Source organism: Streptomyces sp. NPDC023157 (assembly GCF_055560575.1).
In genome coordinates this window covers 474890-500663 of record NZ_JBVHIL010000003.1, presented here as the reverse complement: position 1 = coordinate 500663, position 25774 = coordinate 474890, and the positions used below count along the sequence as shown (strand labels likewise).

Annotated in this window: 20 protein-coding genes; 18 read left to right on the top strand and 2 right to left on the bottom strand. The window is 72.9% G+C overall.

Going from position 1 to position 25774, the window contains the following annotated elements; translation table 11 throughout:
* Nucleotides 1-38: 38 nt before the first annotated feature.
* The 17 genes from ACZ3ZE_RS13255 to ACZ3ZE_RS13175 all read left to right on the top strand — a co-directional run bounded on the left by ACZ3ZE_RS13255 (nucleotide 39) and on the right by ACZ3ZE_RS13175 (nucleotide 21087).
* Nucleotides 39-992, top strand: a complete 954-nt coding sequence (locus tag ACZ3ZE_RS13255) for an alpha/beta hydrolase (RefSeq protein WP_361174046.1) — start codon at nucleotides 39-41, stop codon at nucleotides 990-992.
* Entirely contained in the window at nucleotides 989-2884 is a 1896-nt protein-coding gene (locus tag ACZ3ZE_RS13250; RefSeq protein WP_361174049.1) for an amidohydrolase, read from the top strand. The genes ACZ3ZE_RS13255 and ACZ3ZE_RS13250 overlap by 4 nt, the downstream gene beginning before the upstream one ends.
* Before the next feature lie 29 nt (nucleotides 2885-2913).
* On the top strand, nucleotides 2914-3648 hold the full coding sequence (locus ACZ3ZE_RS13245; RefSeq protein ID WP_361174052.1) for a GPR1/FUN34/YaaH family transporter: 735 nt from the start codon (nucleotides 2914-2916) through the stop codon (nucleotides 3646-3648).
* A 59-nt stretch (nucleotides 3649-3707) separates the two neighbouring features.
* Nucleotides 3708-4433 carry an alpha/beta fold hydrolase gene (locus ACZ3ZE_RS13240; RefSeq protein ID WP_361174054.1) on the top strand — a complete coding sequence of 242 codons (726 nt, stop codon included), beginning with the start codon at nucleotides 3708-3710 and terminating at the stop codon, nucleotides 4431-4433.
* Between the two features lie 103 nt (nucleotides 4434-4536).
* Entirely contained in the window at nucleotides 4537-5868 is a 1332-nt protein-coding gene (locus ACZ3ZE_RS13235) for an ABC transporter substrate-binding protein (protein WP_467259029.1), read from the top strand.
* A complete protein-coding gene (locus ACZ3ZE_RS13230) occupies nucleotides 5868-6833 on the top strand; it encodes a carbohydrate ABC transporter permease (protein WP_361174060.1) in 966 nt (321 codons plus the stop codon). Before ACZ3ZE_RS13235 ends, ACZ3ZE_RS13230 begins: the two co-directional genes overlap by 1 nt.
* Nucleotides 6830-7717, top strand: coding sequence for a carbohydrate ABC transporter permease (locus ACZ3ZE_RS13225; RefSeq protein ID WP_467259026.1), 888 nt, complete (start codon nucleotides 6830-6832; stop codon nucleotides 7715-7717). Before ACZ3ZE_RS13230 ends, ACZ3ZE_RS13225 begins: the two co-directional genes overlap by 4 nt.
* Nucleotides 7714-10479: an ATP-binding protein gene (locus ACZ3ZE_RS13220; protein WP_467259024.1), complete on the top strand. Its 2766-nt coding sequence runs from the start codon at nucleotides 7714-7716 to the stop codon at nucleotides 10477-10479. Before ACZ3ZE_RS13225 ends, ACZ3ZE_RS13220 begins: the two co-directional genes overlap by 4 nt.
* Before the next feature lie 134 nt (nucleotides 10480-10613).
* Nucleotides 10614-11450: an alpha/beta fold hydrolase gene (locus tag ACZ3ZE_RS13215; RefSeq protein ID WP_361174069.1), complete on the top strand. Its 837-nt coding sequence runs from the start codon at nucleotides 10614-10616 to the stop codon at nucleotides 11448-11450.
* Nucleotides 11451-11566: 116 nt separating this feature from the next.
* A complete protein-coding gene (locus ACZ3ZE_RS13210; RefSeq protein ID WP_361174072.1) occupies nucleotides 11567-12652 on the top strand; it encodes an LLM class flavin-dependent oxidoreductase in 1086 nt (361 codons plus the stop codon).
* Nucleotides 12649-13263 (top strand): FMN reductase, encoded by a 615-nt coding sequence (locus ACZ3ZE_RS13205; RefSeq protein ID WP_467259021.1) that lies wholly within the window; start codon nucleotides 12649-12651, stop codon nucleotides 13261-13263. The genes ACZ3ZE_RS13210 and ACZ3ZE_RS13205 overlap by 4 nt, the downstream gene beginning before the upstream one ends.
* Before the next feature lie 60 nt (nucleotides 13264-13323).
* Nucleotides 13324-16182 carry a helix-turn-helix transcriptional regulator gene (locus ACZ3ZE_RS13200; protein ID WP_361625167.1) on the top strand — a complete coding sequence of 953 codons (2859 nt, stop codon included), beginning with the start codon at nucleotides 13324-13326 and terminating at the stop codon, nucleotides 16180-16182.
* 135 nt (nucleotides 16183-16317) lie between these two features.
* Nucleotides 16318-17565: a PucR family transcriptional regulator gene (locus tag ACZ3ZE_RS13195; RefSeq protein WP_442304147.1), complete on the top strand. Its 1248-nt coding sequence runs from the start codon at nucleotides 16318-16320 to the stop codon at nucleotides 17563-17565.
* Between the two features lie 138 nt (nucleotides 17566-17703).
* A complete protein-coding gene (locus ACZ3ZE_RS13190) occupies nucleotides 17704-18555 on the top strand; it encodes an alpha/beta fold hydrolase (RefSeq protein WP_361174084.1) in 852 nt (283 codons plus the stop codon).
* Between the two features lie 148 nt (nucleotides 18556-18703).
* A complete protein-coding gene (locus tag ACZ3ZE_RS13185; protein WP_467259019.1) occupies nucleotides 18704-19480 on the top strand; it encodes a helix-turn-helix domain-containing protein in 777 nt (258 codons plus the stop codon).
* A gap of 177 nt (nucleotides 19481-19657) precedes the next feature.
* Nucleotides 19658-20371 carry an alpha/beta hydrolase gene (locus ACZ3ZE_RS13180; RefSeq protein WP_361174090.1) on the top strand — a complete coding sequence of 238 codons (714 nt, stop codon included), beginning with the start codon at nucleotides 19658-19660 and terminating at the stop codon, nucleotides 20369-20371.
* Between the two features lie 125 nt (nucleotides 20372-20496).
* Nucleotides 20497-21087: a hypothetical protein gene (locus ACZ3ZE_RS13175; RefSeq protein ID WP_361174093.1), complete on the top strand. Its 591-nt coding sequence runs from the start codon at nucleotides 20497-20499 to the stop codon at nucleotides 21085-21087.
* 48 nt (nucleotides 21088-21135) lie between these two features.
* Here ACZ3ZE_RS13175 and ACZ3ZE_RS13170 read toward each other — a convergent pair whose 3' ends face one another.
* Together ACZ3ZE_RS13170 and ACZ3ZE_RS13165 are read right to left on the bottom strand one after the other, a co-directional pair.
* Nucleotides 21136-21789 carry a response regulator transcription factor gene (locus ACZ3ZE_RS13170; protein ID WP_467259016.1) on the bottom strand — a complete coding sequence of 218 codons (654 nt, stop codon included), beginning with the start codon at nucleotides 21787-21789 and terminating at the stop codon, nucleotides 21136-21138.
* Complete coding sequence (locus ACZ3ZE_RS13165; protein ID WP_467259013.1) at nucleotides 21783-23879, bottom strand: sensor histidine kinase; 2097 nt, start codon at nucleotides 23877-23879, stop codon at nucleotides 21783-21785. Before ACZ3ZE_RS13165 ends, ACZ3ZE_RS13170 begins: the two co-directional genes overlap by 7 nt.
* A gap of 211 nt (nucleotides 23880-24090) precedes the next feature.
* Between ACZ3ZE_RS13165 and ACZ3ZE_RS13160 the strand changes: the two genes are divergently transcribed.
* On the top strand, nucleotides 24091-25746 hold the full coding sequence (locus tag ACZ3ZE_RS13160) for a phosphodiester glycosidase family protein (RefSeq protein WP_467259010.1): 1656 nt from the start codon (nucleotides 24091-24093) through the stop codon (nucleotides 25744-25746).
* Nucleotides 25747-25774 lie beyond the last annotated feature (28 nt).

Genomic DNA, 25774 nt, shown 5'->3' with positions numbered 1-25774 from the left:
CCGTACATCCCCTGACCTCCCCCGAAGGAGAGCCCCTCATGACGAACCGTCCGGTCCTCGAACCCGCCGCCCAGGCGTTCGCCGACGCCACCGCCCAGCCGCCGTTCCTTTACCAGATCCCCGTCGCCGACGGCCGCAAGGCCGTGGACGACGTCCAGAGCGGTGACGGCGTCCCGCTGCCCGAGGTCGACGAGGAGTGGATCACCGTCCACGGTGGCCCGACCGGCGACGTCCGCACCCGGATCGTCCGCCCCCGCGGCGCCACCGGCACCCTCCCCGTCATCCTCTACATCCACGGCGCGGGCTGGGTGTTCGGCAACGCCCACACCCACGACCGGCTCGTCCGCGAACTCGCCGTCGGCGCCCGGGCGGCCGTGGTGTTCCCCGAGTACGACCTGTCGCCCGAGGCGCGCTACCCCGTCGCGATCGAGCAGAACTACGGCGTCGCCCAGTGGATCGCCCGCGAGGGGCACCACAAGGACCTCGACGGCAACCGGATCGCCGTCGCGGGCGACTCCGTCGGCGGCAACATGACCGCCGCCCTCACCCTCATGGCCAAGCAGCGCGGCGACGTGACGCTCGTCCAGCAGGTGCTGTTCTACCCGGTCACCGACGCCGCCTTCGACACCGACTCGTACGACCGGTTCGCCGAGGGCTACTTCCTGCGCCGCGACGCCATGAAGTGGTTCTGGGACCAGTACACGACCGAGGAGGCCGAGCGCGCCCAGATCACCGCCTCCCCGCTGCGCGCCTCCACCGAGCAGCTCACCGGCCTGCCGCCCGCCCTGGTCATCACCGCCGAGGCGGACGTCCTGCGCGACGAGGGCGAGGCCTACGCGGACAAGCTCCGCGCCGCCGGCGTCCCGGTCACCGCGCTGCGGGTGCAGGGCGTCATCCACGACTTCGTCATGCTGAACGCGCTGCGGGAGACGCGCGGCGCGGAGCTCGCCATCGGTGTCGCCACCGACATCCTGCGCAAGGCCCTCGCATGACCGGGGCGTCGACCGGCATGCCGGTGGCGGGCCTCGTCCCCGCCCCGCGGCGGGAGGACGGGCACGCCGACCTCCTCGTCCGCAACGCCAAGGTCTTCACGGGTGACCCCGACCGCCCCGAGGCCCGCGCCGTCGCGATCCGCGACGGCCGGGTCGCGGCCCTCGGCGACGACCACGACCTCGCCCACCTCGTCGGGCCGGGCACGAAGGTCGTCGACGCCCTCGGCCGCCGGGTGATCCCCGGCCTGAACGACTCGCACCTGCACGTGATCCGGGGCGGCCTGAACTACGTCCTGGAGCTGCGCTGGGACGGGGTGCGCAGCCTGCGCCAGGCCCTGGCCATGCTGCGCGAGCAGGCCGGCCGCACCCCCAAGGGGCAGTGGATCCGGGTCGTCGGCGGCTGGACCGCCGAACAGTTCGCCGAGCGCCGGATGCCCACCGTCGCCGAGCTGAACGCCGCCGCCCCCGACACCCCCGTCTTCGTCCTGCACCTGTACCAGTCGGCCCTGATGAACCGGGCCGCCGTCAAGGCCGCGGGATTCACCCGCGAGACCCCCGACCCGCGCGGCGGGCAGATCGTCCGCGGCCGGGACGGCGAACCCAACGGCGTCCTCCTCGCCGCGCCGAGCGCCCTCATCCTCTACTCCACCCTGGCCAAGGCGCCCACCCTCGACGAGGCCGACAAGCGGACATCGACCCGGCACTTCCTGCGCGAGCTCAACCGCTTCGGACTGACCTCCGCGGTCGACGCCGCCGGCGGCTTCCAGAACTTCCCCGACAACTACGCCACGGTCACCGACCTGGCCCGGTCGGGGGAGCTGACCCTCCGGATCGCCTACCACCTCTTCCCGCAGACGGCCGGGCAGGAGCTCGCCGACCTCAAGCGCTGGACCGAGATGGTCAAGCCGGGCGACGGCGACGAATGGCTCCGGCTGAACGGCGCGGGCGAGAACCTGACCTGGGCCGCCGCCGACTTCGAGAACTTCTCCGAACCCCGGCCCGAGCTCGCCGCGGGGTACGAGACCGAGTTCGAGCAGGCCGTCCGGCTGCTCCTGGAGAACGGCTGGGGCTTCCGGCTCCACGCCACCTACGACGAGACGATCCGCCGCGACCTGGCCGTCTTCGAGAAGCTGGCGGCGGAGGGTCTGTTCCCCGGCGGCAACCGCTGGCTCTTCGACCACGCGGAGACCGTCTCCGCCGACAGCCTCGACCGGATCGCGGCCCTCGGTGGCGCCCTGTCCGTCCAGAACCGCATGTCCTTCCAGGGCTCCGCCTTCCTCGACCGGTACGGTGCCGAGGCGGCCGCCCACACCCCGCCGGTCCGGGCCATGCTCGACCGGGGCCTGACCGTCGCCGCCGGAACCGACGCCACCCGGGTCTCCTCGTACAACCCCTGGGTCGCCCTCCACTGGCTGGTGACCGGGCGCACCGTCGGCGGCACCGCCCTCTACCCGGCCGGGAACCTCATCGACCGGGAGACCGCCCTCGGCCTCTACACCCGGGGCGGCGCGCGGCTCACCGGCGAGCAGGACGTCAAGGGAACGCTGCGCGAGGGCTGCTACGGCGACCTGGCGATCCTGTCCGACGACTACCTCACCGTGCCCGAGGAGGTCATCCCCGACATCGAGTCCGTGCTCACCGTCGTGGGCGGCCGCGTCGTCTACGCGACCGCGGAGTACGAGGGCCTCGACGAGGCCGTCCCGCCGGTGAGCCCCGAGTGGAGCCCCGTGGCCCGCTTCGGCGGCTACCAGGCGGCAGGGGCGGGCGCCCGCCAGGCGTCGCTCGTCGCCGAGGCCGCCGCCGAGTCCGAGCAGCACCGCCGGTGGCGCGTCGCGCGCGGCGCCGTACCCGAGACGACACCGTCCTTCGTCGACCCCTGCTTCGAGCACTGAGTCCGCGCGTGGAAAGAGAGAACCAACCGATGACCGCGACTGCTCCGGCCGGCGGCGAGGACGCCCAGGCCACCCCGCCCGACGCTCCGCCGGGACGCCGCTTCGAACCGGACCTCCGGTCGATGACCCGGATCAACCTGCGCCCCATCGCTTCACCCATGCCGCTCGGCTTCTTCACGATCGCCATCGCGTCCGTGATGACGGGCTGCCTCCAGCTCGGGATCTTCGGCGAGGAGGCCCGCGCCGCCGTCGCCTTCACGGTGCTGCCCGCCTTCGTGCTCCAGCTCCTGGTCAGCTTCCTGGCCTTCGGCGCCCGCGACGTGATCGCGGCGACGCTCATGGCGGTGTTCGCCGGCAGCTGGCTGCCGTACGCGCTCATCATGCTCACCGGCGCGGCCGACGGCCTGAAGGTCCTCGGCGTCTTCAACCTGGCGCTCCTGTGCTTCGGGGCGCTGATGTCCGCCGTGACCCGGCCCAAGCGGGCGCTGTGGCTCGTGATCGCGGTCTCGCTTCCCCGCTGGGCGGCCACCGGGCTCGCGGGCATCACCGGAGCCGAATGGCTGACGCGCACGTCGGGCGCGCTCGGCCTCGTGGTGGCGCTGGTCGCGATGTACACGGCCTTCGCCCTGATGCTGGAGGACATGCGCAGCGAGCAGGTCCTGCCCATCGGCCGCAGCGGCCCCGCCCACCTCGCCGTCGAGGGCGACCTCGGCGTCCAGCTCCGCAACCTGGAACGCCAGGCGGGCGTGCGCCGCACGCTCTGAGCTCTCCTGCCCTTTCCGACCTTTCCAATCCACCCTGTTCACCGAGGAGTTGTCCCACCATGCCCCGACACGCCCGCCCCACCGTCGTCCTGGTCCACGGAGCCTTCGCCGACGCCTCCAGCTTCGCCCGCGTCATCCCCGAACTGACCGCCGCCGGCATGGAGGTGACAGCCCCGGCGGTGCCCAACCGCGGCCTCGTCGACGACGCCGCGTACATCGCCTCCGTGGTCCGTGCCGTCGAGGGCCCCGTGATCCTGGTGGGTCACTCGTACGGCGGTGCCGTCATCACCCTCGCCGGCACCGAGGACAACGTCCGCGCACTGGTGTACCTCGCGGGATACGCGCTGGAGGAGGGGGAGAGCCTGGGTGAGCTGCAGGGCCGCTTCCCCGACTCCGGCCTCGCCGACGCGCTCGTCTACACCCCGTACCCGGTGGCCGGCTCCACCGAGACCGGCACCGACGTCTCGGTGGACATCGAGAAGTTCCCCGCCCTCTTCGCGGCGGACGTCGACCCCGACCTCGCCGCGGTGCTCGCCGTCTCCCAGCGCCCCCTGGCCGCACGTGCCTTCTCGGAGCCGGCGCCCGTCGCGGCGTGGAGGACCAAGCCCTCGTGGGGCCTGGTCGCCTCCGCCGACCGCACGATCAACCCCGACGTGGAGCGCTACGGGTACGAGCGGGCCGGCATGACGACCATCGAGGTCGACTCCTCTCACCTGGTCATGCTGGCCCAGCCCAAGGCCGTGGCGGAGCTCATCCAGGACGCGGCCCGGGCCACCGCGCACTGACCCGATCGTTCACGATCGAACGATTAGTCGATATTGTTCGAGCGCTGGTAGCTTCTGCTCGCCCCCGAGAACCCTTCGGCGGGCGATCGGAGGAGATACACCCATGAGGTTCGGCGCGAGGCTCGCTCTCGCCGTCATCACCCTCGCCGTCACCGCCACCGCCTGCGGCACCCCGCAGGGCAGCGGTTCGCGGGCGCACACCACCGCGGACTGCGGACCGTACGCCCGGTACGGCGAGCACCCGGGCACCAAGGTCACCGTCTACGCGGAGAACCGGGACCGCGAGGCCGACCTGTTCGAAGAGACCTGGGCGGACTTCGCGGACTGCACGGGAATCGACGTCCAGTACGAGGGGGACGGGGAGTTCGAGGCGCAGATCCAGCTCAGGGTCGACGGCGGGAGCGCGCCCGACGTGGCGTTCTTCCCTCAGCCCGGACTCCTGGAACGCTTCGCGCGGGCGGGGAAGCTCAAGCCCGCGAGCGCCGGGGTCGTGGCCCTCGCGAAGCAGGGCTGGTCGGCCGACTGGAACAGCTACGCGACCGTGAACGGCACCCTCTACGGCACCCCGCTGGTCGCGAACGTGAAGTCGTTCGTCTGGTACTCCCCGACGTTCTTCCGCGACAGGGGACTGAGCGTTCCCCGCACCTGGTCCGAGCTGACGGCCCTGACGGAGAAGGTGGCGGCGTCGGGGGTCACGCCGTGGTGCGCGGGCGTCGAGTCCGCCGAGGCGACCGGATGGCCCGTGACCGACTGGATCGAGGACGTCCTGCTGCGCCAGCAGGGCACGGGCGTCTACGACCGGTGGGTCGCCCATGAGATCCCGTTCGACGACCCGCGGGTGATCAAGGCCATGGACACCGTGGGGTCCATCCTCAAGAACGACCGGTACGCCAACGGCGGTTTCGGTCCGGCCCGGTCGATGGCGTCGATCTCCTTCCAGGAGGCCGGCACGCCGATCCTCTCCGGCGACTGCGCGATGCACCGCCAGGCCTCGTTCTACGCCGGCATGTGGCCGAAGGGCACCGAGATCGGACCGGACAAGGACGTCTACGCCTTCCTCCTCCCGGGGGCCGATCCGGCGAGCCGCCCCGTGCTGGGCGGAGGGGTGTTCACCGCCGCGTTCGCCGACCGTCCCGAGGTGCGGGCGTTCCAGGAGTACCTGGCCTCCGCGGACTTCGCGAACGCGCGCATGAAGAAGGGCCCGTTCGTCTCGGCGAACAGGGGCGTGGACCCGGCGAACGCCGCGACCCCGGTCGACAGGCTCTCGGTCCAGCTGCTCCAGGATCCCCGGACGCAGTTCAGGTTCGACGGTTCGGACCTGATGCCGGCGTCGGTCGGTGCCGGCACGTTCTGGAAGGGAGCCGTCGACTGGATCGGCGGCGCGAGCACCCGGCAGGTCGCCGACTCCATCGAACGGTCCTGGCCGAGAAACTGATGTCGTTCGACGCCGTCGCCCAGCAGCCCAAGCTGATGTACCTGCTCCAGGGCGTCGCCGCCTTCGCGGCGGTGGTCGCCCTGGTCCTGCTCGCCCTGCACCGGGGGCCGGTACGGAGGAGGGCCGCGGCCCTGATCCTGCTGACCCCGGCACTGCTGCTGCTCACGGTCGGTCTTCTCCTGCCCGGTCTGCGCACCCTGGTGCTGTCGTTCACCGACGGCGGGGGAGACGCGTGGGCCGGGTTCGACAACTACGTGTGGATGTTCACCGACCCCCGGGCGCTGGTGGCGCTGCGCAACACCCTGGCGTGGGTGGTGCTCGTGCCCTCGCTGTCGACCTCGGTCGGCCTGCTCTACGCGGCGGCCGTCGTACGGTCGCGGTTCAGAGCGTTCGCGCTGTCCCTTCTCCTGACGCCGATGGCGATGTCGTTCGTCGGCGCGGGTGTCGTCTGGAAGTTCGTCTACGCCTACCGTCCCGCGGAGACCGGGCAGATCGGGCTGCTGAACCGACTCGTCGTCGCGTTCGGCGGCGAACCGCGGCAATGGCTCGTGGACTCTCCCTGGAACGTCCTGTTCCTCATCGTGGCGATGGTGTGGACACAGGCGGGCTTCGCCGCCGTCCTGCTGGCCGGCGCGATCAGGGCCGTACCCGATGAGCTGACCGAGGCGGCCCGACTCGACGGCGCGTCCCCCGGACAGATCTTCCGGCGGATCACCGTGCCGTCGATCAGGCCCACGCTGCTCGTCGTGGTCCTCGCCCAGGCGATCGGCACCTTCAAGGCCTTCGACATCGTCAAGACCATGACCGGCGGACAGTTCGGCACGGCCGTCCTCGCCCAGGAGATGTACGACCAGGCCTTCCGCTACGGCGAGACGGGCCGCGGCGCGGCGCTCGCCGTGCTCCTCTTCGTCCTCGTCACCCCCTTCGTGGCCCACCAGGTCCGGGCCCGGCGGAGGGCGGGGTGAACGGCGTCCGGGAGCGCCTGGCCTCCCGCGCCTTCACGGCGATCGCCGTGGTGATCGCGGTCCTCTGGACGACACCGACCCTCGGTCTGCTGCTCTCCTCGTTCCGTCCCGAGGACGAGATCAAGACGACGGGCTGGTGGACCGTGTTCGGTACGCCGCACTTCACACTCGACCACTACGGCGAGGTGCTGTCCGGCGGCGGCAACGGGTCGGGGCGGCTCGCCGAGTACGTCGTCAACTCCGTCGTCATCACCCTTCCCTCCGTGCTGTTCCCGCTCGTCGTCGCCTTCTTCGCGGCGTACGCCCTGGCGTGGATCGACTTCAGGGGGCGGGACACCCTCGTCGTCGGCATCTTCGCGCTCCAGGTCGTGCCGCTCCAGATGGCGCTCGTCCCCCTCCTGAAGCTCTTCTCCGAGGGCTGGCTGTTCCTGCCCGCGTGGCACCTCACCGGTCCCGCGCGGTTCGGCCAGGTCTGGTTCGCCCACACGGTCTTCGCGCTGCCGTTCGCGGTGTTCCTGCTGCACAACTTCCTGGCCGGGCTGCCCCGGGACCTGATCGAGGCCGCCCGCGTCGACGGAGCGTCGCACGGGACGCTGCTGCTCCGGATCGCGCTGCCGCTGGCCCGCCCGGCCCTGGTCTCCTTCGCCGTCATCCAGTTCATCTGGGTGTGGAACGACCTCCTCGTGGCCCTGACCCTCTCGGGCGGAACGGCCGACACCGCGCCGATGACGGTCAGACTGGCGAGCATGGCCGGGACCTACGGCGACGAGTGGCAGCGGCTCACCGCGGGGGCCTTCGTGGCGGCGCTCGTCCCGCTGCTCGTCTTCTTCTCCCTCCGGCGGCACTTCGCACGGGGACTGCTCGCCGGATCGGTCAAGGGATGAGCCCCGACCGGCCCGAGGAACAAGAGGAGCAAGGCCGGGCGACGGGGCTGAGCCGGCCCGGCCTACGGGGCCGCGAAGCCGAGCTGGAGCGGCTGCGCGCCCTGGTCGGGGCGGTGCGCGACGGCGAGGGCGGAGCGGTCGCGCTGCTCCTGGGCGAGCCCGGCATCGGGAAGTCCGTGCTGCTGCGGGAGACCCTGGCGATCGCACGGGCCCACGGGTTCGTCGTCAGCCACGGACGCGCCGAGGAGCTGCACGAGCTGGCACCGCTCGCCTCCCTGGCCTCGGGCCTCCTGCACGGTGACCCGCCCCTGCTGGCCGGCACGGACTTCGCGGACCTCGCCGGCCACCACGACCAGCGCATCTGGCTCGTCGAACGGCTGGCCCAGCTGATCGAGGAACGCGCGGCGGGCACGCCCGTGCTGATCGCCGTCGACGACGTCCCATGGGCCGACCCGCTGAGCCGGTTCGCCCTGAGCGTCCTGCCGGCACGGCTGCTCAGCTCCCCGGTCCTCTGGCTGCTCACGGGAAGGGAGGACCCGGAACTGTACGGGCAGGGGCCGAGGCCCACGACGCTCCCGCTGCGGCCGCTGTCCGACGCGGCCCTGGCCGAGCTGGCACACGACGTCCTCGGCGGGGACGTGCCGGCGCGGGTCGGGGAGCTCCTCGACGGGGCGGGCGGCAACCCCTTCCTCGCGGCCGAGATGCTCGCGGGCATCGCGGCGTCGGGCGCGGACGGACCGGTTCCGCCCGAGCGGCTGGTCCTCGGCGTACGCGGCCGACTGGCCGACCTCCGGCCGGACACCCTGCACTTCCTGCGGATCGGCTCGGTCCTCGGCCGCGCGTTCACGCTCGCGGACGCCGCGGCCCTGTGTGGCCGGCCGGCCTCCGGACTCAGCGCCGAAGTGGACGAGGCGATCGACGCCGCCCTCCTCCACGACGACGGCGAACGCCTGCTGTTCCGCCACGACCTGCTCCGCCAGGCGGTGTACGCCGACCTCGCCCCCTCCGTACGCCGGGCGCTGCACCGGGAGGCCGCGAGCCGGCTCGTCGCGGCGGGCCGGAGCTCCGTCGACGCGGTCCCGCACCTGTTGAAGAGCGCCGAACCCGGCGACATGGAGGCGATCGGACTGCTCGGCACGGCCGTCACGGAGGTGATGGCCGTGATGCCCGACCTCGCCGCCGACCTGGCCGTACGCGCCCTGGAACTCGTACCGCCCCGGGCGCCCGCGGCGTACGACGTGGGCGAACGGGCCATCGTCGCGCTGACCCGCGCGGGCCGCTACACGCGGGCACGGGACGCCGGCGACGCGCTGCTCGCCCGGCAGCCGCCCCTGGACGTCTTCGCCCGTCTGCAGTCCGTACTCGGTGACACGCTGTGGCACCTCGACGACGTCCATGAGCTGACCCGCCGCCTGACAGCGGCGCTGGCCGCCGTCACCGACCCGGTGATCCGCGCCCGGCTGACCGCCAGACTGGCCCTGGCCCGGTCCCGCGGGAACGATCTCGGGGCCGCTCGCGAGACCGGCGAACGGGCGCTCGCCGAGGCGGAGCGGGCCGGTGACCGGGAGGCCCGCGTCCTCGCGCTGTGGGGCCTCGGCGAGATCGCCCTCAACGCGGGCGACTGCGCCGCGGCCGTCGAACACCACACGGTGCTGGGCGTGTTCGACTCGGCCTTCCTGCCGGAGGAGGCCGTCGCCCGGATCCACGGGGACGACTTCGACACCGTACGGCGACTGCTCCGGACGGCGGGCGACCCTCCCCCGCGTCCCGCGATGCTGATCTGGGCACAGGGAACCCTGAACATGGGGCTCGGTCGGCTCGATGACGCGGACGCCGACTTCGTCACCGCCGAGCGGCTCGAAGCGGACCTCCACGTGCCCGGCAACCTGGTCAACATCCGCGTCAACCGCGGTCTCCTCGCGATGCTGCGCGGCGACCGCGAAGCCGCGCGGGAACACCTGGACGTCGTGCGGGCGACCGTGGCCGACCGGCCGAACACCGGCAACCACGCCGCGCACCAGTACTTCGAGGCTGTCGTGGCCGACGCCGACGGCGACCACGCGGCAGCGGCCGAACTGGTCCGGTCCGTCCAGCGGGACCACCCCTTCCTCCGGTGGCGGCTCCTGCGCCCCCATGTCGTCCAGGCCGTGGGGATCGCCCTGCGCGGCGGGGACCGGAACCTGGCCGAGGACCTCGCGGCCCAGGCCGCCGAGCACGCCACTCGCAACCCCACCGTGCCGACCGCCCAGGGGACCGCCGCCCACGCGGCCGGCCTGGTGAACGCCGATCACGGACTCCTGGAGCGATCGGTCCGCATCCTCCTCGCCGGCCCCCGGCCGCTGCCCCTCGCCGCCGCGTCCGCCGACCTCGGGCACGCTCTCCTCGCCGCGGGCGACCGGGCCGCGACACCCGCCCTGACCAGGGCCCACGACATCTACGCCCAGGCGGGGGCCGATGCCGAGGCCGACCGGATCCGAGCCGACCTGGAACCGGCCACCAGCCGCTCCGGCCGACGCACCGGAAACCTCGGGCCGCGCCCCGTCCAGGGCTGGGGCGCGCTCACGGCCTCGGAACGCAAGGTGGCCCTGCTGATCGCCGCGGGCCACACCAACCGGTCGGCCGCGGAGGCCCTCCTCGTCTCCCCGCACACGGTCGGCACCCATCTGGCGTCGATCTTCCGCAAGCTGGCGGTGCGTTCGAGGGTCCACCTGGCCCGCGTCGTCCTCGCGGAGGACGACGCCGGAACGGCGACCGGCGACTGAGCGAGCTCTGCGCCCCCGTGCAAGGTGTGGTGCGCGGGACGGCAACAGCGGGTGCGGGACCGGTCCTAGCGTGACGGGCATGCCGCGCCGCTCCGCCGCGCGGACCAGCCACCCCGAATCGAGGAAGCAACCCCATGCCGTACATCACCGTGGGCCAGGAGAACACCACCCCCGTCGAGCTGTACTTCGAGGACCAGGGCGCCGGGCAGCCCGTCGTGCTCATCCACGGCTTCCCGCTCGACGGGCACTCCTGGGAGCGCCAGTCCGCCGCGCTGCTCGCCGCCGGCTACCGCGTGATCACGTACGACCGGCGCGGCTTCGGGCAGTCCTCCCAGCCGACGACCGGCTACGACTACGACACGTTCGCGGCCGACCTGCACACCGTGCTGGAGACGCTCGACCTGAGGGACGCCGTCCTCGTCGGCTTCTCCATGGGCACCGGCGAGGTCGCCCGCTACGTCTCGACGTACGGCTCCGCCCGGGTCGCCAAGGTCGCCTTCCTGGCCTCGCTGGAGCCCTGCCTGCTCAAGAGCGACGACAACCCGGACGGCGTGGCCCCCAAGGAGTTCTTCGACGGGGTCGTCGCCGCCGTCAAGGCCGACCGGTACGCCTACTACACGGCCTTCTTCAACGACTTCTACAACCTCGACGAGAACCTGGGCACCCGCATCAGCGAGGAGGCCGTCCGCAACAGCTGGGACACCGCCGCCCGCGGCGGTTCCTTCGCCGCGTCCGCCGCACCGGCCACCTGGTACACCGACTTCCGTGCCGACATCCCCGCCGTCGACGTGCCGGCCCTGATCCTGCACGGCACGGCCGACCGCATCCTGCCGGCCGAGGGCACCGCGCGCCCCTTCCACAAGGCGCTCCCGTCGGCCGACTACGTCGAGATCGAGGGCGCCCCGCACGGCCTGCTGTGGACCCACGCCGAGGAGGTCAACACCGCCCTCCTCGCCTTCCTGGCGAAGTGACGCACCACCGTTGACCCGCCGGGGTGACGCCGGAGTCCCCGGCGGCACCCCGGCGTCACCCCGGCCCCCGGTTCCCCGGCGCGGGAACGGGACGAGCTCAGGAGACGAGACACCCCATGCAGTTCGGCATCTTCACCGTCGGGGACGTGACCCCCGACCCCACCACCGGTCGCACTCCGACCGAACACGAGCGCATCAAGGCGATGGTGGCCATCGCGCTCAAGGCCGAGGAGGTCGGTCTCGACGTCTTCGCGACCGGCGAGCACCACAACCCGCCGTTCGTGCCCTCGTCGCCGACGACCATGCTCGGCTACATCGCCGCCCGCACCGAGAAACTGATCCTGTCCACGTCCACGACGCTGATCACCACCAATGACCCGGTGAAGATCGCCGAGGACTACGCGATGCTCCAGCACCTGGCCGACGGCCGCGTCGACCTCATGCTGGGGCGCGGCAACACCGGCCCGGTCTACCCGTGGTTCGGACAGGACATCCGCCAGGGCATCAACCTCGCCAAGGAGAACTACGCCCTGCTGCGCCGGCTGTGGCGCGAGGACGTCGTGGACTGGGAGGGCACGTTCCGTACGCCGCTCCAGGCCTTCACCTCGACACCGCGGCCCCTGGACGGCGTCCCGCCCTTCGTCTGGCACGGATCCATCAGGTCCCCCGAGATCGCGGAGCAGGCCGCCTTCTACGGCGACGGCTTCTTCCACAACAACATCTTCTGGCCGGCCGACCACACCCGGCGCATGGTGCAGCTCTACCGGCGCCGGTTCGCGCACCACGGTCACGGCCGGCCGGAGGACGCGATCGTCGGCCTGGGCGGACAGGTCTTCATGCGCAAGAACTCCCAGGACGCCGTACGGGAGTTCCGTCCCTACTTCGACAACGCTCCCGTGTACGGCCACGGCCCGTCGCTCGAGGACTTCACCGAGCAGACCCCGCTGACGGTGGGCTCTCCCCAGCAGGTCATCGAGCGGACCCTGTCGTTCCGGGAAGGCGTCGGTGACTACCAGCGCCAGTTGTTCCTGATGGACCACGCGGGCCTGCCCCTGAAGACCGTCCTGGAGCAGCTCGACATCCTCGGCGAGGAGGTCGTGCCCGTCCTGCGGAAGGAGTTCGCCCAGGGACGTCCGGCCGACGTGCCGGAGGCCCCCACACACGCGTCCCTCCGAGCCGTCCGGGAGGTGTCCGCCGCATGAAGCTGACCGTCGTCGCCGCGGGGCTGAGCACCCCCTCCTCCACCCGCCTGCTCGCGGACCGGCTGGCCGAATCGGCCCGCGACGAACTCGCCGCCAAGGGGCGGGCCCCGTCGACCGAGGTCGTGGAGCTGCGCGAACTGGCCGGCGACATCGCCAACCACCTCGTGACCGGATTCCCACCGCCGCGACTGAGCGCCGCGATCGACGCGGTGACGGCGGCCGACGGCCTGATCGTCGTGACTCCCGTGTTCGCGGCGTCCTACAGCGGCCTCTTCAAGTCCTTCTTCGACGTGATCGACCCGGACGCCCTCTCCGGGAAGCCGGTCCTGATCGCGGCGACGGGCGGTACCGCCCGCCACTCCCTGGCCCTTGAGCACGCCGTGCGCCCGCTCTTCGCCTATCTCCGCGCCGTCGTCGTCCCCACCGCCGTGTTCGCGGCCTCCGAGGACTGGGGCTCGGGCGGGGACGAGTACACCGACGGCCTGCCCGGCCGCGTCCGCCGCGCGGGTGTCGAGCTGGCCACGCTCATGGCGGCGCGCCCGGTCGGCGAAGAGCCCGAGGACGACGTCACGGTCCTCGAACGGCAACTCGCCGACCTGCGCTTCGACTGAGACGGGCCCGTGGGCCGGGCGCCGGCGGGGTGGTTCCCATGGTTCATACTGTTCCGCCGTATGAGCGTGAACCGAGTGACGACAAGGACCGTGCCCGAGGAGTCCGACGGCGTACGGACGCCCCTCCGCGGCAGGGACGCCGAACTGGCGTTCATCGAGGCGCGGCTCGACGCGCTCGACCGGGGTGAAGGCGGGATCGTCCGCGTCGAAGGCCCCGCCGGCATCGGCAGGTCCAGGATGCTCGCGGAGGCCGCGGCAGCCGCGGGACGGCGCGGGACGAGGGTGTTCGAGGGCGCGGCGGACCCGGACGGACAGTTCGTGCCGCTCGGCCCGCTCCTCGACGGTGTGCTCGCCGGCGAGGGGCCGCTGTCGGGCGCAGCCCGTCTCCGGGACCTCGCCACGACACCCGGCCAGCGGTTCTGGCTGCTCCAGGAACTGGGGGACCGCCTGCGCGAGACCGTGCGCGAAGGCCCCCTGCTCATCGTCCTCGACGACCTCCAGTGGTGCGACGACCTGACCCTCCTCACGTTCCACACCCTCGCGGCCGGACTCTCGTCGCACGCCGTCCTCTGGCTGGTCGCCGTGCGCGGCGGCAGCGTGCCTTCGGGGGTGCGCACCACCCTGGACAGGATCCGACAGGCAGGTGCACACGAGCTGGCCCTCGGCGCGCTGGGGGACCTGGCGACCACACAGATCAGCGAGGACATCCTGGGCGCCGCTCCCGACCCGGACGTCCTGCGCGTCGCACGCCGCGCCGAGGGGGTGCCACAGCTGCTGGTCGAGCTGATCGGCTCACTACGGGAGGACGGGGCGGTGACGATCGAGAACGGCACGGCCAGGCTGACCGCCGGACCTCCGGCCCCACAGGTCCTTCCGTCCGTCGAGCGCCGCCTCGACCAGCTGTCGGACGAGGCCCGTGAGCTGGTACGGACGGCGGCCGGCGTGGGCGGCCCGGTCACCGTCGCGCTGCTCGCCGAACTGCTCGGCAGGTCCCCGGCGGCGCTCATCAGGACGGTGCAGGAATCCCTCGACGCCGATCTGCTCGCCGAGAGCGGCGATCGCCTCGCCTTCCGACAGGACCTGATCCGCGAGGCGGTCGAAGCCGGCCTGCCCCGGCCCCTGCGCCAGGCCCTTCGCCGGCAGACCGCCGGACCGCCGCCGGGAGGCGCGGCCTCCCCCGTCGACCGCCCCGGGCCGTCGGAGGGACCGGCGGGAACAACGGCGCCGGGAGACGCCGCTGAGGCCGACCGGCTGCGCACCGAAGCGGCGGAACTCGCGGCCACCGCCCCCGGACCCGCCGCGGAACGCAGCCTCAGGGCCCTGGAGCTCACCACCGCGGACGCTCCGGAGCGGCCGCGGATCATCGCCGAGACGATCCCGCTGCTCTGGCAGACGGGCCGGGCCGCCCAGGCACGTGAGCTGGGAGGCGCCGCCCTGGCGGCCGGCGGTATCGGACCCGAGGACGAGGCACTGATACGCCTCGCGCTGGCGCGCCTCGCCTTCCAGTTCAACTTCTCCGAGGCGGTCCGGCAGGCCCGCGCCGGGGCTGCGCTGCCCGGGATCTCCGTGACCGCGAGGGGACGGCTGCTCGCCATGCTGGCCATCGGCCTGTCGATGTCGGGCGAGCACGCGGCGGCCGAACGGATCGCCGCGGAGGCGTGGGAGACCGCGGCGGCAGCGGGGGACCGCACCGCCGAGGCCACGCTGACGACGGTCCGCTCGGCGGTCGGTTTCCACCGCATGGACCTGACCGAGGCGTTCCGGCAGGCCGAGCGGTCCGCCGCGCTGGCCGACGCCCTGGGCATCAGCACCTCGCTGTGGGTGCCGGAGGCCCTGTGGCACGCCCTCCTGTCGAACACCACCGGACGCACCGCGGAGGCCCTCGCCGCCGCGGAGGAGGGCATCCGGATCACCAGGGAGCAGGGGCGGACGACCGCCACCCGCATGTGGCTCATGACCCGCACCCGCATCCTTCTGGAAACCGGACGGCTGTCGGACGCCCGGGCCGACGCCGAAGCCGCGTCCCCGGCGGCCGACGATCCCGGCCCGGGCAACTTCGCCGACGTCACGCTCCGGTACGTGATGTTGCGCGTCGCCCTCCACACCGACGACCGGCGGACCGCGGAAGCGTACGCGGCGGAGGCGAGGCGCATGCGGAGCGACGGCGCACCCGTCGTGCGGCACTTCGGCACCTGGATGCTGGCGCTGATGGCCGACTTCGAAGGCCGGCCCGACCGCGCCATGACCGTACTCGACGAGGTGATGACGTCACCCGCCGCGGACCTGCCCGCCTACGCCGGTCTGATCGACCCCGCCGACGCCCCGGTGCTCGTCCGGATGGCGCTGCGGGCGGGCAGGCACGAACGGGCCGCGCAGGCGGTCGCCCTGGCCGAGAGGCGAGCCGTCCTCAACCCCGGGCTCACGTTCCTCACCGCCACCGCCGCGCACGCCCGGGGGCTCCTCGACAACGACCTCGCCTCCCTCGTACGAGCCGTCCGGCTGTACGAGAACTGCCCTCGGGTGCTGGCCCGGGCGTCGGCGCTGGAGGACGCCGGACGCAAACTCGCGGCCACCCGTAGGTCCGAGGCGGTGTCGTACTTCGAGACGGCCCTCGCGCTCTACGCGCGAGCGGGCGCCGAACGGGACGTCGCACGCGTCCGTCGGCGCCTGCGGGCCGCCGGCGTCCGACGCCGGCCCTCGACGTCCGGACTCTCCGACGCATGGCCCGAGCTGACGGCCGCGGAGCTACGCGTGGTACGGCACGTGGCCCGGGGGCTGACCAACCAGCAGGCGGCCGAGCAGCTCTCCCTCTCACCCCACACGGTGAGTTCGCACCTGCGTCGGGCCTTCACCAAGCTGGACGTCACCTCGCGCGCCGAGCTGCCCCGGCTGGTGAGGGATCGCGACAGCGGAGAGTAGTCGCTTCGTATCCCACAGGGGCGCCATGGCAATGGACGATTCATGCGATGTGCCGACGTCGTCGTTTCCTCAGACTGATCAAGAACCGCGGAATGCAGAAGTCCGCGGGGAACCGTTGATCGAGAGGAACAGCGCATGACCGTCAGGCTCCAGCGAGCCCGCCCCGGCAGCCCCGAGCTGCAGGCGCTCGTCGACGAACTCGCGGAGCGGCTCGGCCGGTCCGTCGCCGTCGACGACCCGCTGGTCCGCATGGTCTGCACGAGCCGTCACTTCGGCGACGAGGACCCGGTGCGCATCGGCACCCTCCTCCAGGGCCGCGCCGACAACGCGGCCATCCGCTACGTCCTCGCGCAGGGCGTCACCCAGTGGTCCAGGCCAGGATTCATCGACGGCCGCGACGACCTCGGACTGCTGCCCCGCTACGTCGTGCCGCTGCGCGAACGCGGCCACCTGCTCGGGCTGCTCGTGGTGGTCGTGCCCGAGAAGGCACTGGGCGAACAGGACACCGCCCGCATCGCCCGCGCCGCGGACGCCATGGCCGCCCAGATGTACGGCGAGCAGATCGCCGCCGACACCAGGAAGGCCGCCGAACGCGACCTGGCCCTCGAACTCGTCGGCCCCGACGTCGCGGCGCGCACCGCCGCACACCGGCGGGGCAGGGAACTCGGGCTCCTCGGCGCGGCCGAGCACGTCCTCGTCACCGTCGTCCAGCTGCGCTCCGGCACCGAGCTCGTCCGCCAGTCGGAGGCCGCCCTGTGGGGGGCGCTGGAGGGGTTCCGGCGGACCCGCTCCGCCCAGGGACTCATCGCCATCGGCCAGGAGCGGGCGACCCTCCTCCAGCTCCGCGACCGCCCGCCCCTCCCGGACGAGGTCACCGCTCAGTCCGCCCGCATCCTCGGCGAACTCCGTACCTTCCTCGCCCCGTCGGCCGACCCGGTGATCGGCGTCGGCGGGCGGCACCCCCGCCCGTACGACGCCCACACGTCGTACGAGCAGGCCCTCGTGGCGGCCCGCGCCGCCCGCAGACTGCCCGCCCTGCGGAGCGCCGGCGACTGGGAACGGCTCGGGGAGCTCGCCGTACTCCTCCAGCTCCCCGAGCACGCCCTGAACGCGTCCCTGGTGCCCAAGCCCCTCCGCACCCTCACCGAGGCCCACGGCGGCGACCGCCTGCGGGACACCCTGCGCAGCTTCCTCGAACACGCGGGATCGATTCCCCGGACCGCGGAGACGCTGGGCATCCACCGCACCTCGCTCTACTACCGGCTGCGCCAGATCCAGGAGATCACCGGACTCGACCTCGACGACGGCGCCCACCGGCTGGCGCTCCATCTCGGCCTCAGGATCGAGGAACTCCTCGCCCCGGCCACCGGCGGAGCCGCCTGACCTCTTCCTCGCTTCGACAGAGCGAGGAAGATCCACCGCTCGATTCCTACAGCTCGCGGTGGTGCGGGCGACGGGCCCCATTCGATGATGTTCGGGACGGGCGGGGCGGGTGTACCGCCCCTGACCAGGGGAGAGGTCATGAAGGAAATGATCACGACGGACGGTGCGCGGCTCGCGTACCAGGACACCGGCGGTGACGGCGTCCCGCTGGTCATGCTGCACGGCTGGGGGCAGACACAGGCGATGTTCCGCCACCAGGTCGAGGGGCTGGCGCCCGCTCGTCGTGTCGTCACCGTCGACCTCCGCGGCCACGGGAAGTCCGGCAGACCGCGTCACGGCTACCGCGTCGCCCGGCTCTCCCGCGACGTGCTCGAACTCGTCGACCATCTCGGTCTCGACCGTTTCGACGCACTGGGCTGGTCCATGGGCGTCTCGGTGTGGTGGAGCTTCATCGACCAGCACGGGACCGGACGGATCCGGCGCTTCGTCGCCGTCGACCAGCCCGCGGCGGTCGCCGCCGTGCCCTGGATGACCGAGCGGGAACAGCGGGACTCCGGCGCCATCTTCGATGTGCCGGGGCTGCTGCACCTGGGCGCGGCCCTCGCCGGTCCCGAGGGCGACACGGTCCGCGCCGACTTCGTGCGCGGCATGTTCTCCGGCGAGCCCGACCCCGAGGTGCTGGCCTTCGTCGCCGAGGAGATCAGGTCGACCCCCGCCTACGCGGGCGTGCCGCTGCTGTTCGACCACTGCGCGCAGGACTGGCGGGACGTGCTTCCCCGGATCGACGTGCCGACCCTGGTGATCGGCTGTGAGGGAAGCCATGTGCACCCCGATTCCCAGCGCTTCGTCGCCGAGCGGATTCCCGGCGCACGCCTGCACGTCTTCGCCTCCGACGTGGCGAGCTCGCACTTCCCCTTCCTGGAGAACCCGCCGGCCTTCAACGCCGTGGTGGAGAAGTTCCTGGCCGAGGAGCCGCCGAGAGCGGCGTGAACCGCCTTCCGCCCGTACGAACCCACGGCTAGGAACCACCATGCCCCACACACTGATGTCACGTGCGCCCGAACGGGTGCCCCGGCAAGCGCCTGAACCGGCCTCGCCCTCCTCCCGCTCGGGGTGGCTGGTCCAGACGCTCTCCGAGATGCCGGACACGAACGACCCGAACCACATCTATCTCGGCGTCCATGTCCGTGGACCCGTCACCGTCGTCCACGAGCGTGCCAGGACCCTGTTGGAGCCGAACGACCTGGTCTTCTGCGACCCGGCTCGACGGCACCTGCTGCGGTTCGGCGAAGACTGCCAGATGATCTTCTTCCGGGTGCCCCGCTGCTATCTGGGCGTCACGGAGCCGGAACTGCGTCAGGTGCTCGGCGTACCCGTACGCGGAGGGGAGGGGATCGGGGCGCTGGCGGCCGACTTCCTGACCGCGCTCGCCGCCAGGGCGGAGTTCCGCCGGTCCTCGACGGGCGACCGGCGCGCCCGGACCGCCGTGCACCTCCTCTCCGTCCTGGTCATGGAGCTCCTCGCGGCGGACACCACGGACGAGGAAGCCGACGCGGCCGGGACGGGCGGCGCGATGCTGACCCGGATCCACGCCCACATCGAGGAGCACCTGATGGACCCGGACCTCTCGCCGGAGTCGATCGCGCGTGCCCACCACATCTCCGTCCGCTACCTGCAGAAGCTGTTTCAGAACGACGGCAGCACGGTGAGCCAGTGGGTGCGGCACCGCAGGCTCGAGTTCTGCCGGCTCGAACTGGGCAGGTCCCACCGCAGGATCACCATGGCCGCGATGGCACACCGCTGGGGCTTCAACAGCCCCTCGCACTTCAGCCGCACGTTCCGGGGCGCCTACGGCATGAGTCCCAGCGAATGGCAGGCCCTGGCGACCTCGGCCTTCGAGCCGATGCCGTCCTGAGTCCGGGACCGCCGGAGCCGTCCGTACACACGTTCCCGGAGCTCCGGGAGTGCGCCGCCGTGCCCGCGCGGGTGCGCGTACGGACAAGACCCGCCCCACCCGGGACCTACCGTGAACCACCGCACGGGCCTCCCGCCGCCCCGCCCGGGCGCGCCCGACACCGAGAAGAGAACCAGCATGCCCCTGCCCACCGTCGTCCTCGTGCACGGCGCCTTCGCCGACGCGACAGGCTGGATAGGCGTCATCTCGGAACTGCGGAGCAGCGGCATACCGGTGCTCGCTCCACCGAACCCGCTGCGGGGCCTCACGTCCGACGCCGCCTACCTGGCCTCCGTCCTCGCGCAGGTCGAAGGGCCGGCCGTCCTCGTCGGCCACGCCTACGGCGGTGCGCTGATCACCGTGGCGGGCGCCGCCGAGAACGTCGTCGGGCTCGTGTACGTGGCCGCCTACGCCCCCCACGAGGGCGAGAGCCTCGCCGCACTCCAGGGGCGCTTCCCCGGCGCCCCGCCGAAGAGCGACCTGAAGGAGTGGAGGTACCCGCTCCCCGACGGCGGCTCCTCGGTCGAGCTCACCATCGACGAGACGGCCTTTCCGCTGGTCTTCGCGGCGGACCTGCCCGAGGACGTCGCCGGGGTCCTGGCGGCGGCCCAACGCCCGCTCGCCACCGCGGCCTTCACCGAGACCGTGCCGACGGCGGCCTGGCGCACGAAGCCGTGCTGGGCCCTGGTGGCCGGGGCCGACCGCACGATCGGCCCCCAGGTCCAGCGCTTCGGCGCCCGGCGCGCCGGCGCCGTCGTCGTCGAGCTCCCCGACGCCTCCCACGCCGTCCTCCTCTCCGAGCCCACCCGGGTCGCCGACCTGATCACGACCGCGGTACGGGCGACGAGCTGACGGCGGTCCCTCCGATGTCCCGTGGGGTCGGGACACCTGCCCCATGTGCGGGGGACAGGGGGCGGGCGAGGGTGGAGGACGACGGCGCGGATACGCCGCGCTCCCTAGACGGTGAGGCATCGACGATGTCCCTTTCACGCAACTCGGCTCTGGCCGGGGCGGTCGCCGTGGCGGCCCTCATGACCCTGGCGGGCCCCTCGGGGGTCGCCGCCGCCGCGACCGGCGACGGTGGCGGCAAGGAGCACTGCACGGTACGGCCGCACCAGCGGGCCGCCTGTTTCGACACCTTCGCGGAGGCCATCGCCGACGCGACCAACGGCGCCGTCCGCCTGCCGGCCGGGGCGCGGACGGTGACGCAGCGACAGCTCGACGCGGCCGAAGGCGCCCAGGGGTTCGGGGTGAACGCGGCGACGGTCATCGCCGTCATCTACAACGACGCGAACTTCGGCGGGCACTCGTTCACCTTCGTCAAGGACCACGGGTGCGACGGGGACTGGGGGACCGTCGAGTTCGAGGAGGGCAACCTCCGCTACTTCAACGACAACACCAACTTCAACTGGGGCGACGAGATCGGATCGGCGCAGGAGTACTCCGGCTGCCACGGCATCTACTACGAGAACAGCTGGTTCAACACCCGCGTGTCCGGCCGCACCGTGGAAGGGCCGTGGAGTGGGGGCTGGATGGACGACGAGGCGTCCTCCATCCGCTGGGTGTGACGGCCGGGCGGCGGGCCGGGGCACTCCGCCGGCCCGCCGCCCAGCCGGTCACGGCCCGCCGCCGAGGCCCGACTGCCGGGCGCGCACGATGGCCTCGGCCCGCGTCGCCGCCTGTAGTTTCGCGAGGATGTTGGACAGGTGGTTGCGGACCGTCTTCGGGCTGAGGCTGAGCCGCCGCGAGATCGCGAGGTTGTCCAGCCCCCGGGCCACCAGGTCCAGCAACTCCCTTTCCCGTACCGTCAGTTCGGGCAGCGGCACCGGCCCGCCCCACCCCGCGTGGCCCAGCAGGTACGCCATCGCCCGGCTCGCCACGGCGGGGCCCAGGATCACCTCGCCGTTGGCGACGGCCCGCACCGCCCGCTCGATCTCCGCCGCGTCCGCCCCCTTCAGGAGGTACCCCCGGGCGCCCGCCCGCATCGCCGCGAAGACCGAGTCGTCGTCGTCCAGCATCGTCACCACCAGCACCCCCACCCGCGGCAGGATCCGCAGGATCTCGCGGGTCGCGTCCACCCCCGACGAGGCCGCGTCGCCCAGGTGCAGGTCCATCACCACGACGTCCGGCGCGTGGGCGGCCGCCGTCGCCACGGCCGCCTCCATCGAGGACTCCTCGCCCACGACCTCAAGCCCCGTCAGCGAACCGAGCAGCGCCGACATCCCCAGCCGGAAGACGGGATGATCGTCGACGACCAGCACCCTCAGCACGGGAGCCTCAGTTCCAGCCGGGTGCCCCGGCCGGCCCCGCCCGGACGCCAGGTGGCGGTGCCGCCGACGCCCTCGGCCCGTTCGCGGATCGAGACCGTGCCCACCCCGTGCCGCGCGTTCCTGGGCATGCCCCTCCCGTCGTCCTGCACCGACACGTTCAACAGGCCCTCGGCCGAGCAGAGTTCGACCGTGCACAGCCGGGCGTGGGCGTGCCGTGCCACATTGCGCATCGCCTCCGCGACGATCGCGTACACCGCGCCCGCGACCTCCTGGGGCGTGCCGTCGAGCCCGTCGCCCTCTTCCCGGACGAGCACCGTCAGACCGTCCGCCTCGTAGCGCATGACCAGTTCCCGGAGCGCCGCGACCAGGCCCAGCTCGGTCAGGACCGGCGGTACGAGGCCCCGCGCGAGCACCCGGACCTCCTCCCCTCGCGCGTCGACCTCGCCCCGTAACCGGGCCAGCAGCTCGTCGGCCCGGTCCGCACCGTCCGGCAGCAGATTGCGCGCGGCGGAGAGCGCGAGCCCGATGCCGGCCAGGGCGGGCCCGATCTCGTCGTGCAACTCGCGCCGCAGCACCCGGCGTTCCTCGTCGCGGGCCGCGGCAAGCCGCCCGCGCGACTCCCGCAGCGCCCGCGTGACGGCGGCCAGGCGTACGGCGGTGGCGACCAGCGGCGCCACCTCGTCGAGGGCCGCGCGGGCCCGCCGGTCGAGGCGCTCACCGGGCCGCGGGGTCACGAGCAGCACGCCGACGCGCTCCCCTCGTACGACCAGCGGCACCGCGACGGCGACGTCCCTCACGTCCCCGCCCCCGCCCTCGGCCTCCGCCTCGCCCTCGTCGGCGTCGACGATCCGTACGTCGCCCAGGTTGAACGACGCCGCGATGGACTCCGCCATCCCCGCCAGCGACTCCTCCACGCTCCCCGCGCTCCCCAGGTGCCGCCCGACCCGGCTGAGCGCGGGCGCGGCCCCCTCCCCGTACACGAGCCGGTCCACGCGCCGTTGCAGCCGGGCGCGCACGGGCTGGACCCCGGCCCCGGTGGCGGCGGCGGCCAGCACCCGGACCATGCCGTCGTCGCCCGGCAGCAGCAGCCCGAGGACCGCGACCGCGGCGAGGTAGCCCGCCACCAGCACGCCCGTGAGGAGCGTCCACGTCAGGGTCCGGCTGATCGCCAGGTCGATGCCGAACATGCGCCGGCGCAGGACCGTGACCAGGATGGCGGCCGGGAAGAACGCCTGGGAGGCCAGGTGGGCGAGGGTGGTGAAGAGCCCGACGGCCGGGCCGGGTTCGCCCTCCGTCCAGAAGAGCAGCGGGACGAACGTCGAGGACATCAGCGCGACTCCGACGGCGAGCCAGCCGAGACCACGGGCGGCCGGGTCCCGGTACCGGTGCCGGGCCGCGTGCCCGGCGGCGGCGAGGCCGAGCACGACGACGGCCAGCTGGATCCACCGGTCGGCGGGCTCCGCGAGACGCGCCCACACCTCGCCGCGGATCGCCAGCGGCGACCAGGGCTCGCCCGTCGCGGGCCACGGCCAGGGGTCGGTGAGCCGGACGAGGAGGGTGGCCCCGATGGCGCCCCCGCCGACGCCGACCGCGGCGCGGGCGGCCCGCGTCGGTCGTTCCTCGGCCAGCAGGTACGGCACGACGAGCATCAGCACCAGGGTCCCCGGCACCCAGGCCGTGCTCTGCAGGATCACCCAGCTCGGCGGCGGGCCGCCCGCCGACGCCATGGCCAGGACCCCCAGCTGCGCGACGACGGCGGAGACCCCCGTGCCCACCGCCGTCAGGGCGACGAGCCAGCCCACCGGGTGCAGGCGACGGCTCAGCACGACGGCCGCGACGAGCCCGTACACGAGCGCGTCGGCGGTGTCGACCAGGAAGAAGCCCTGATCGCTGCTCCAGGGGCCGCCCGCCAGGACGGCGAGCACGATCGCCGTCCCCGCGAGCCCCCAGGCCGCCACGAGCACGAGGACGGCCACCCCGAGCCGGCCGCCGCGCCGCGGAAGTGTGCTCCCCGCTGCCGCGAGGCCGGCCTTGACCCCTGCCCCAGGGCCCACCCCGCGCCCGGCCCCGACCTCTCCCTGACGATTCACCTCAAGATCCCCCAAGTCCCCCATGGGGCAAGGGTCTCAAGGCAGTGGGTGCTTGTCACAGGGGCAGGCCGGACGTCGCCGCCCCGAGGTGCGTGCACCTGTCCGACCTCGTACGCTGACCTGGCCCGTTGACGAGGGCGTCACCGACGCGTCCGCCCCGACCAGGCTGCCGGGCCGCCTGCCGAATCGTTTTGTCTATCTGAGGAGAGCCTTGCCCAGACTTCGTCGCGGCCTCGCGGCTGCCATCGCCCTGACGTCCATGGTCGTGCTGCCGCCCGGCGCGTCCGCCGTGGCGGACGACGCGAACGTCACCGCGGAGCACATGCCGTTGGGCCCCGCCGATCTCGAAACGGTCGTGGAACCCGCCCAGGACATCGCGCCCGGGATCACGTACCAGAAGTTCAGCCAGGGCCGGGCGTCCGACCTGTGGTCGGTCGAGCTGGAGATCGACCGACCGGGCGGCAGGAGCTGGCGGGTCGGCAACAGGACGTACGCGGACGCCATGGTCGCCGACCTGGCCGACAAGGGGTTCGCCGGCCGTGTCGACACCCGGCAGGTGCCCGTCCTGACGGGGAGCGGCGGCTTCCTGCCGGAGAACATGGTGCGGGTCGGGCGCTTCGACGCCGGCAACCAGGCCGCGGCGAACCGGATGAAGGGCTGGCTGGAAACCTCCGGGTACTCCGCCCGCACCGTCTACACGGCCCAGGACGGCTCCTCCAGTACCGGGCCGTGGCAGGTGCAGGTGGTCAAGGTCGACCCCACCGCGAACGTCGCCTTCAAGGCCGTGCACGGACAGGACGTCCGCACGGCGCAGACGGTCCGCGACATGGCTACGGCGGCCGGCGCCCTGGTCGCGGTCAACGGCTCCGAGTTCGACATCGACTCGCCGACCAACACGGACTACTCCGGCTTCGGCGGAGACCCCGAGGGGCTCTACGTCACGGGCAACAACCTCCTCAGCGAGGCCAACAACGGCCGCACCGCCCTCCTCCTGGAAGGCGCGGGAGCCCGGGTCCGCGTCGACGAGGTCACCTCGAAGACCCAGGTGACCGCCGCCAACGGCGACGCGCGTCCGGTCGACGGCATCAACCGCACGCCCGGCCGGATCCGCGGCTGCGGCGGCATCGGAGACGACCACCGCCTCGACGGCAAGGGCGCGAACCCCGAGGCCAAGCCGTGGCGAGGGGCCCTCTGCGTCGACGACGACGAAGTGGTGATCTTCCGGCCCGAGTGGGGGCCGGTGACCCCGCGACCGGATGCCGCCGACAGCGTCGACATCGTCATGGACGGCAACTGGAAGGTCACCGAGATCCGGGCCACCGGCGGCCCCATTCCCGCCGGCAGCAGGATCCTCCAGGGCATCGGCACCGGGGCGGACTGGCTGCGCGCCCACGCCGTCGTCGGTGAGAGCTTCAAGCCCGGCACCTCCATCACCGACGCCCAGGGCAAGTCGGTCACCGGCACGGCCTTCTCGGCGGTCGCGGGCGGCGGTCCCGCCCTGGTCCGCAACGGCGAGGCCCTGATCAACACGGTGGCCAACGGCATGCACGACCCCGTGTGGGGCACCCCGAGCAGCGCCGTCGTCGAGCGCCACCCCCGCACCCTCGCGGGTGTCACCGCCGCCGGCGAGCTTCTCCTGGTCACCATCGACGGGCGCGACCCCCGGACCAGCGTCGGTGTCACGGCCCAGGAGGCCGCCGAGGTCATGAAGTGGCTCGGCGCCAAGGACGCCCTCAGCCTGGGCATCGGCGGCGACACCACCCTCGTCACCAAGGGCGGCCTCGCCAACCGCCCCATGGACAGCTGGACCGCGAGCGGCCCCACGGAACGCCCGGTCGGCAACGCCGTCGTCGTCGTGAACAAGTAGGGGGCCGGGGTCTCGCGAGGGACCTATG

Coding starts and splice junctions, on each gene's coding strand:
- ACZ3ZE_RS13255 (WP_361174046.1), top strand. CDS start 39: ATGACGAACCGTCCGGTCCTCGAACCCGCCGCCCAGGCGTTCGCCGAC.
- ACZ3ZE_RS13250 (WP_361174049.1), top strand. CDS start 989: ATGACCGGGGCGTCGACCGGCATGCCGGTGGCGGGCCTCGTCCCCGCC.
- ACZ3ZE_RS13245 (WP_361174052.1), top strand. CDS start 2,914: ATGACCGCGACTGCTCCGGCCGGCGGCGAGGACGCCCAGGCCACCCCG.
- ACZ3ZE_RS13240 (WP_361174054.1), top strand. CDS start 3,708: ATGCCCCGACACGCCCGCCCCACCGTCGTCCTGGTCCACGGAGCCTTC.
- ACZ3ZE_RS13235 (WP_467259029.1), top strand. CDS start 4,537: ATGAGGTTCGGCGCGAGGCTCGCTCTCGCCGTCATCACCCTCGCCGTC.
- ACZ3ZE_RS13230 (WP_361174060.1), top strand. CDS start 5,868: ATGTCGTTCGACGCCGTCGCCCAGCAGCCCAAGCTGATGTACCTGCTC.
- ACZ3ZE_RS13220 (WP_467259024.1), top strand. CDS start 7,714: ATGAGCCCCGACCGGCCCGAGGAACAAGAGGAGCAAGGCCGGGCGACG.
- ACZ3ZE_RS13215 (WP_361174069.1), top strand. CDS start 10,614: ATGCCGTACATCACCGTGGGCCAGGAGAACACCACCCCCGTCGAGCTG.
- ACZ3ZE_RS13210 (WP_361174072.1), top strand. CDS start 11,567: ATGCAGTTCGGCATCTTCACCGTCGGGGACGTGACCCCCGACCCCACC.
- ACZ3ZE_RS13205 (WP_467259021.1), top strand. CDS start 12,649: ATGAAGCTGACCGTCGTCGCCGCGGGGCTGAGCACCCCCTCCTCCACC.
- ACZ3ZE_RS13200 (WP_361625167.1), top strand. CDS start 13,324: ATGAGCGTGAACCGAGTGACGACAAGGACCGTGCCCGAGGAGTCCGAC.
- ACZ3ZE_RS13195 (WP_442304147.1), top strand. CDS start 16,318: ATGACCGTCAGGCTCCAGCGAGCCCGCCCCGGCAGCCCCGAGCTGCAG.
- ACZ3ZE_RS13190 (WP_361174084.1), top strand. CDS start 17,704: ATGAAGGAAATGATCACGACGGACGGTGCGCGGCTCGCGTACCAGGAC.
- ACZ3ZE_RS13185 (WP_467259019.1), top strand. CDS start 18,704: ATGCCGGACACGAACGACCCGAACCACATCTATCTCGGCGTCCATGTC.
- ACZ3ZE_RS13180 (WP_361174090.1), top strand. CDS start 19,658: ATGCCCCTGCCCACCGTCGTCCTCGTGCACGGCGCCTTCGCCGACGCG.
- ACZ3ZE_RS13175 (WP_361174093.1), top strand. CDS start 20,497: ATGTCCCTTTCACGCAACTCGGCTCTGGCCGGGGCGGTCGCCGTGGCG.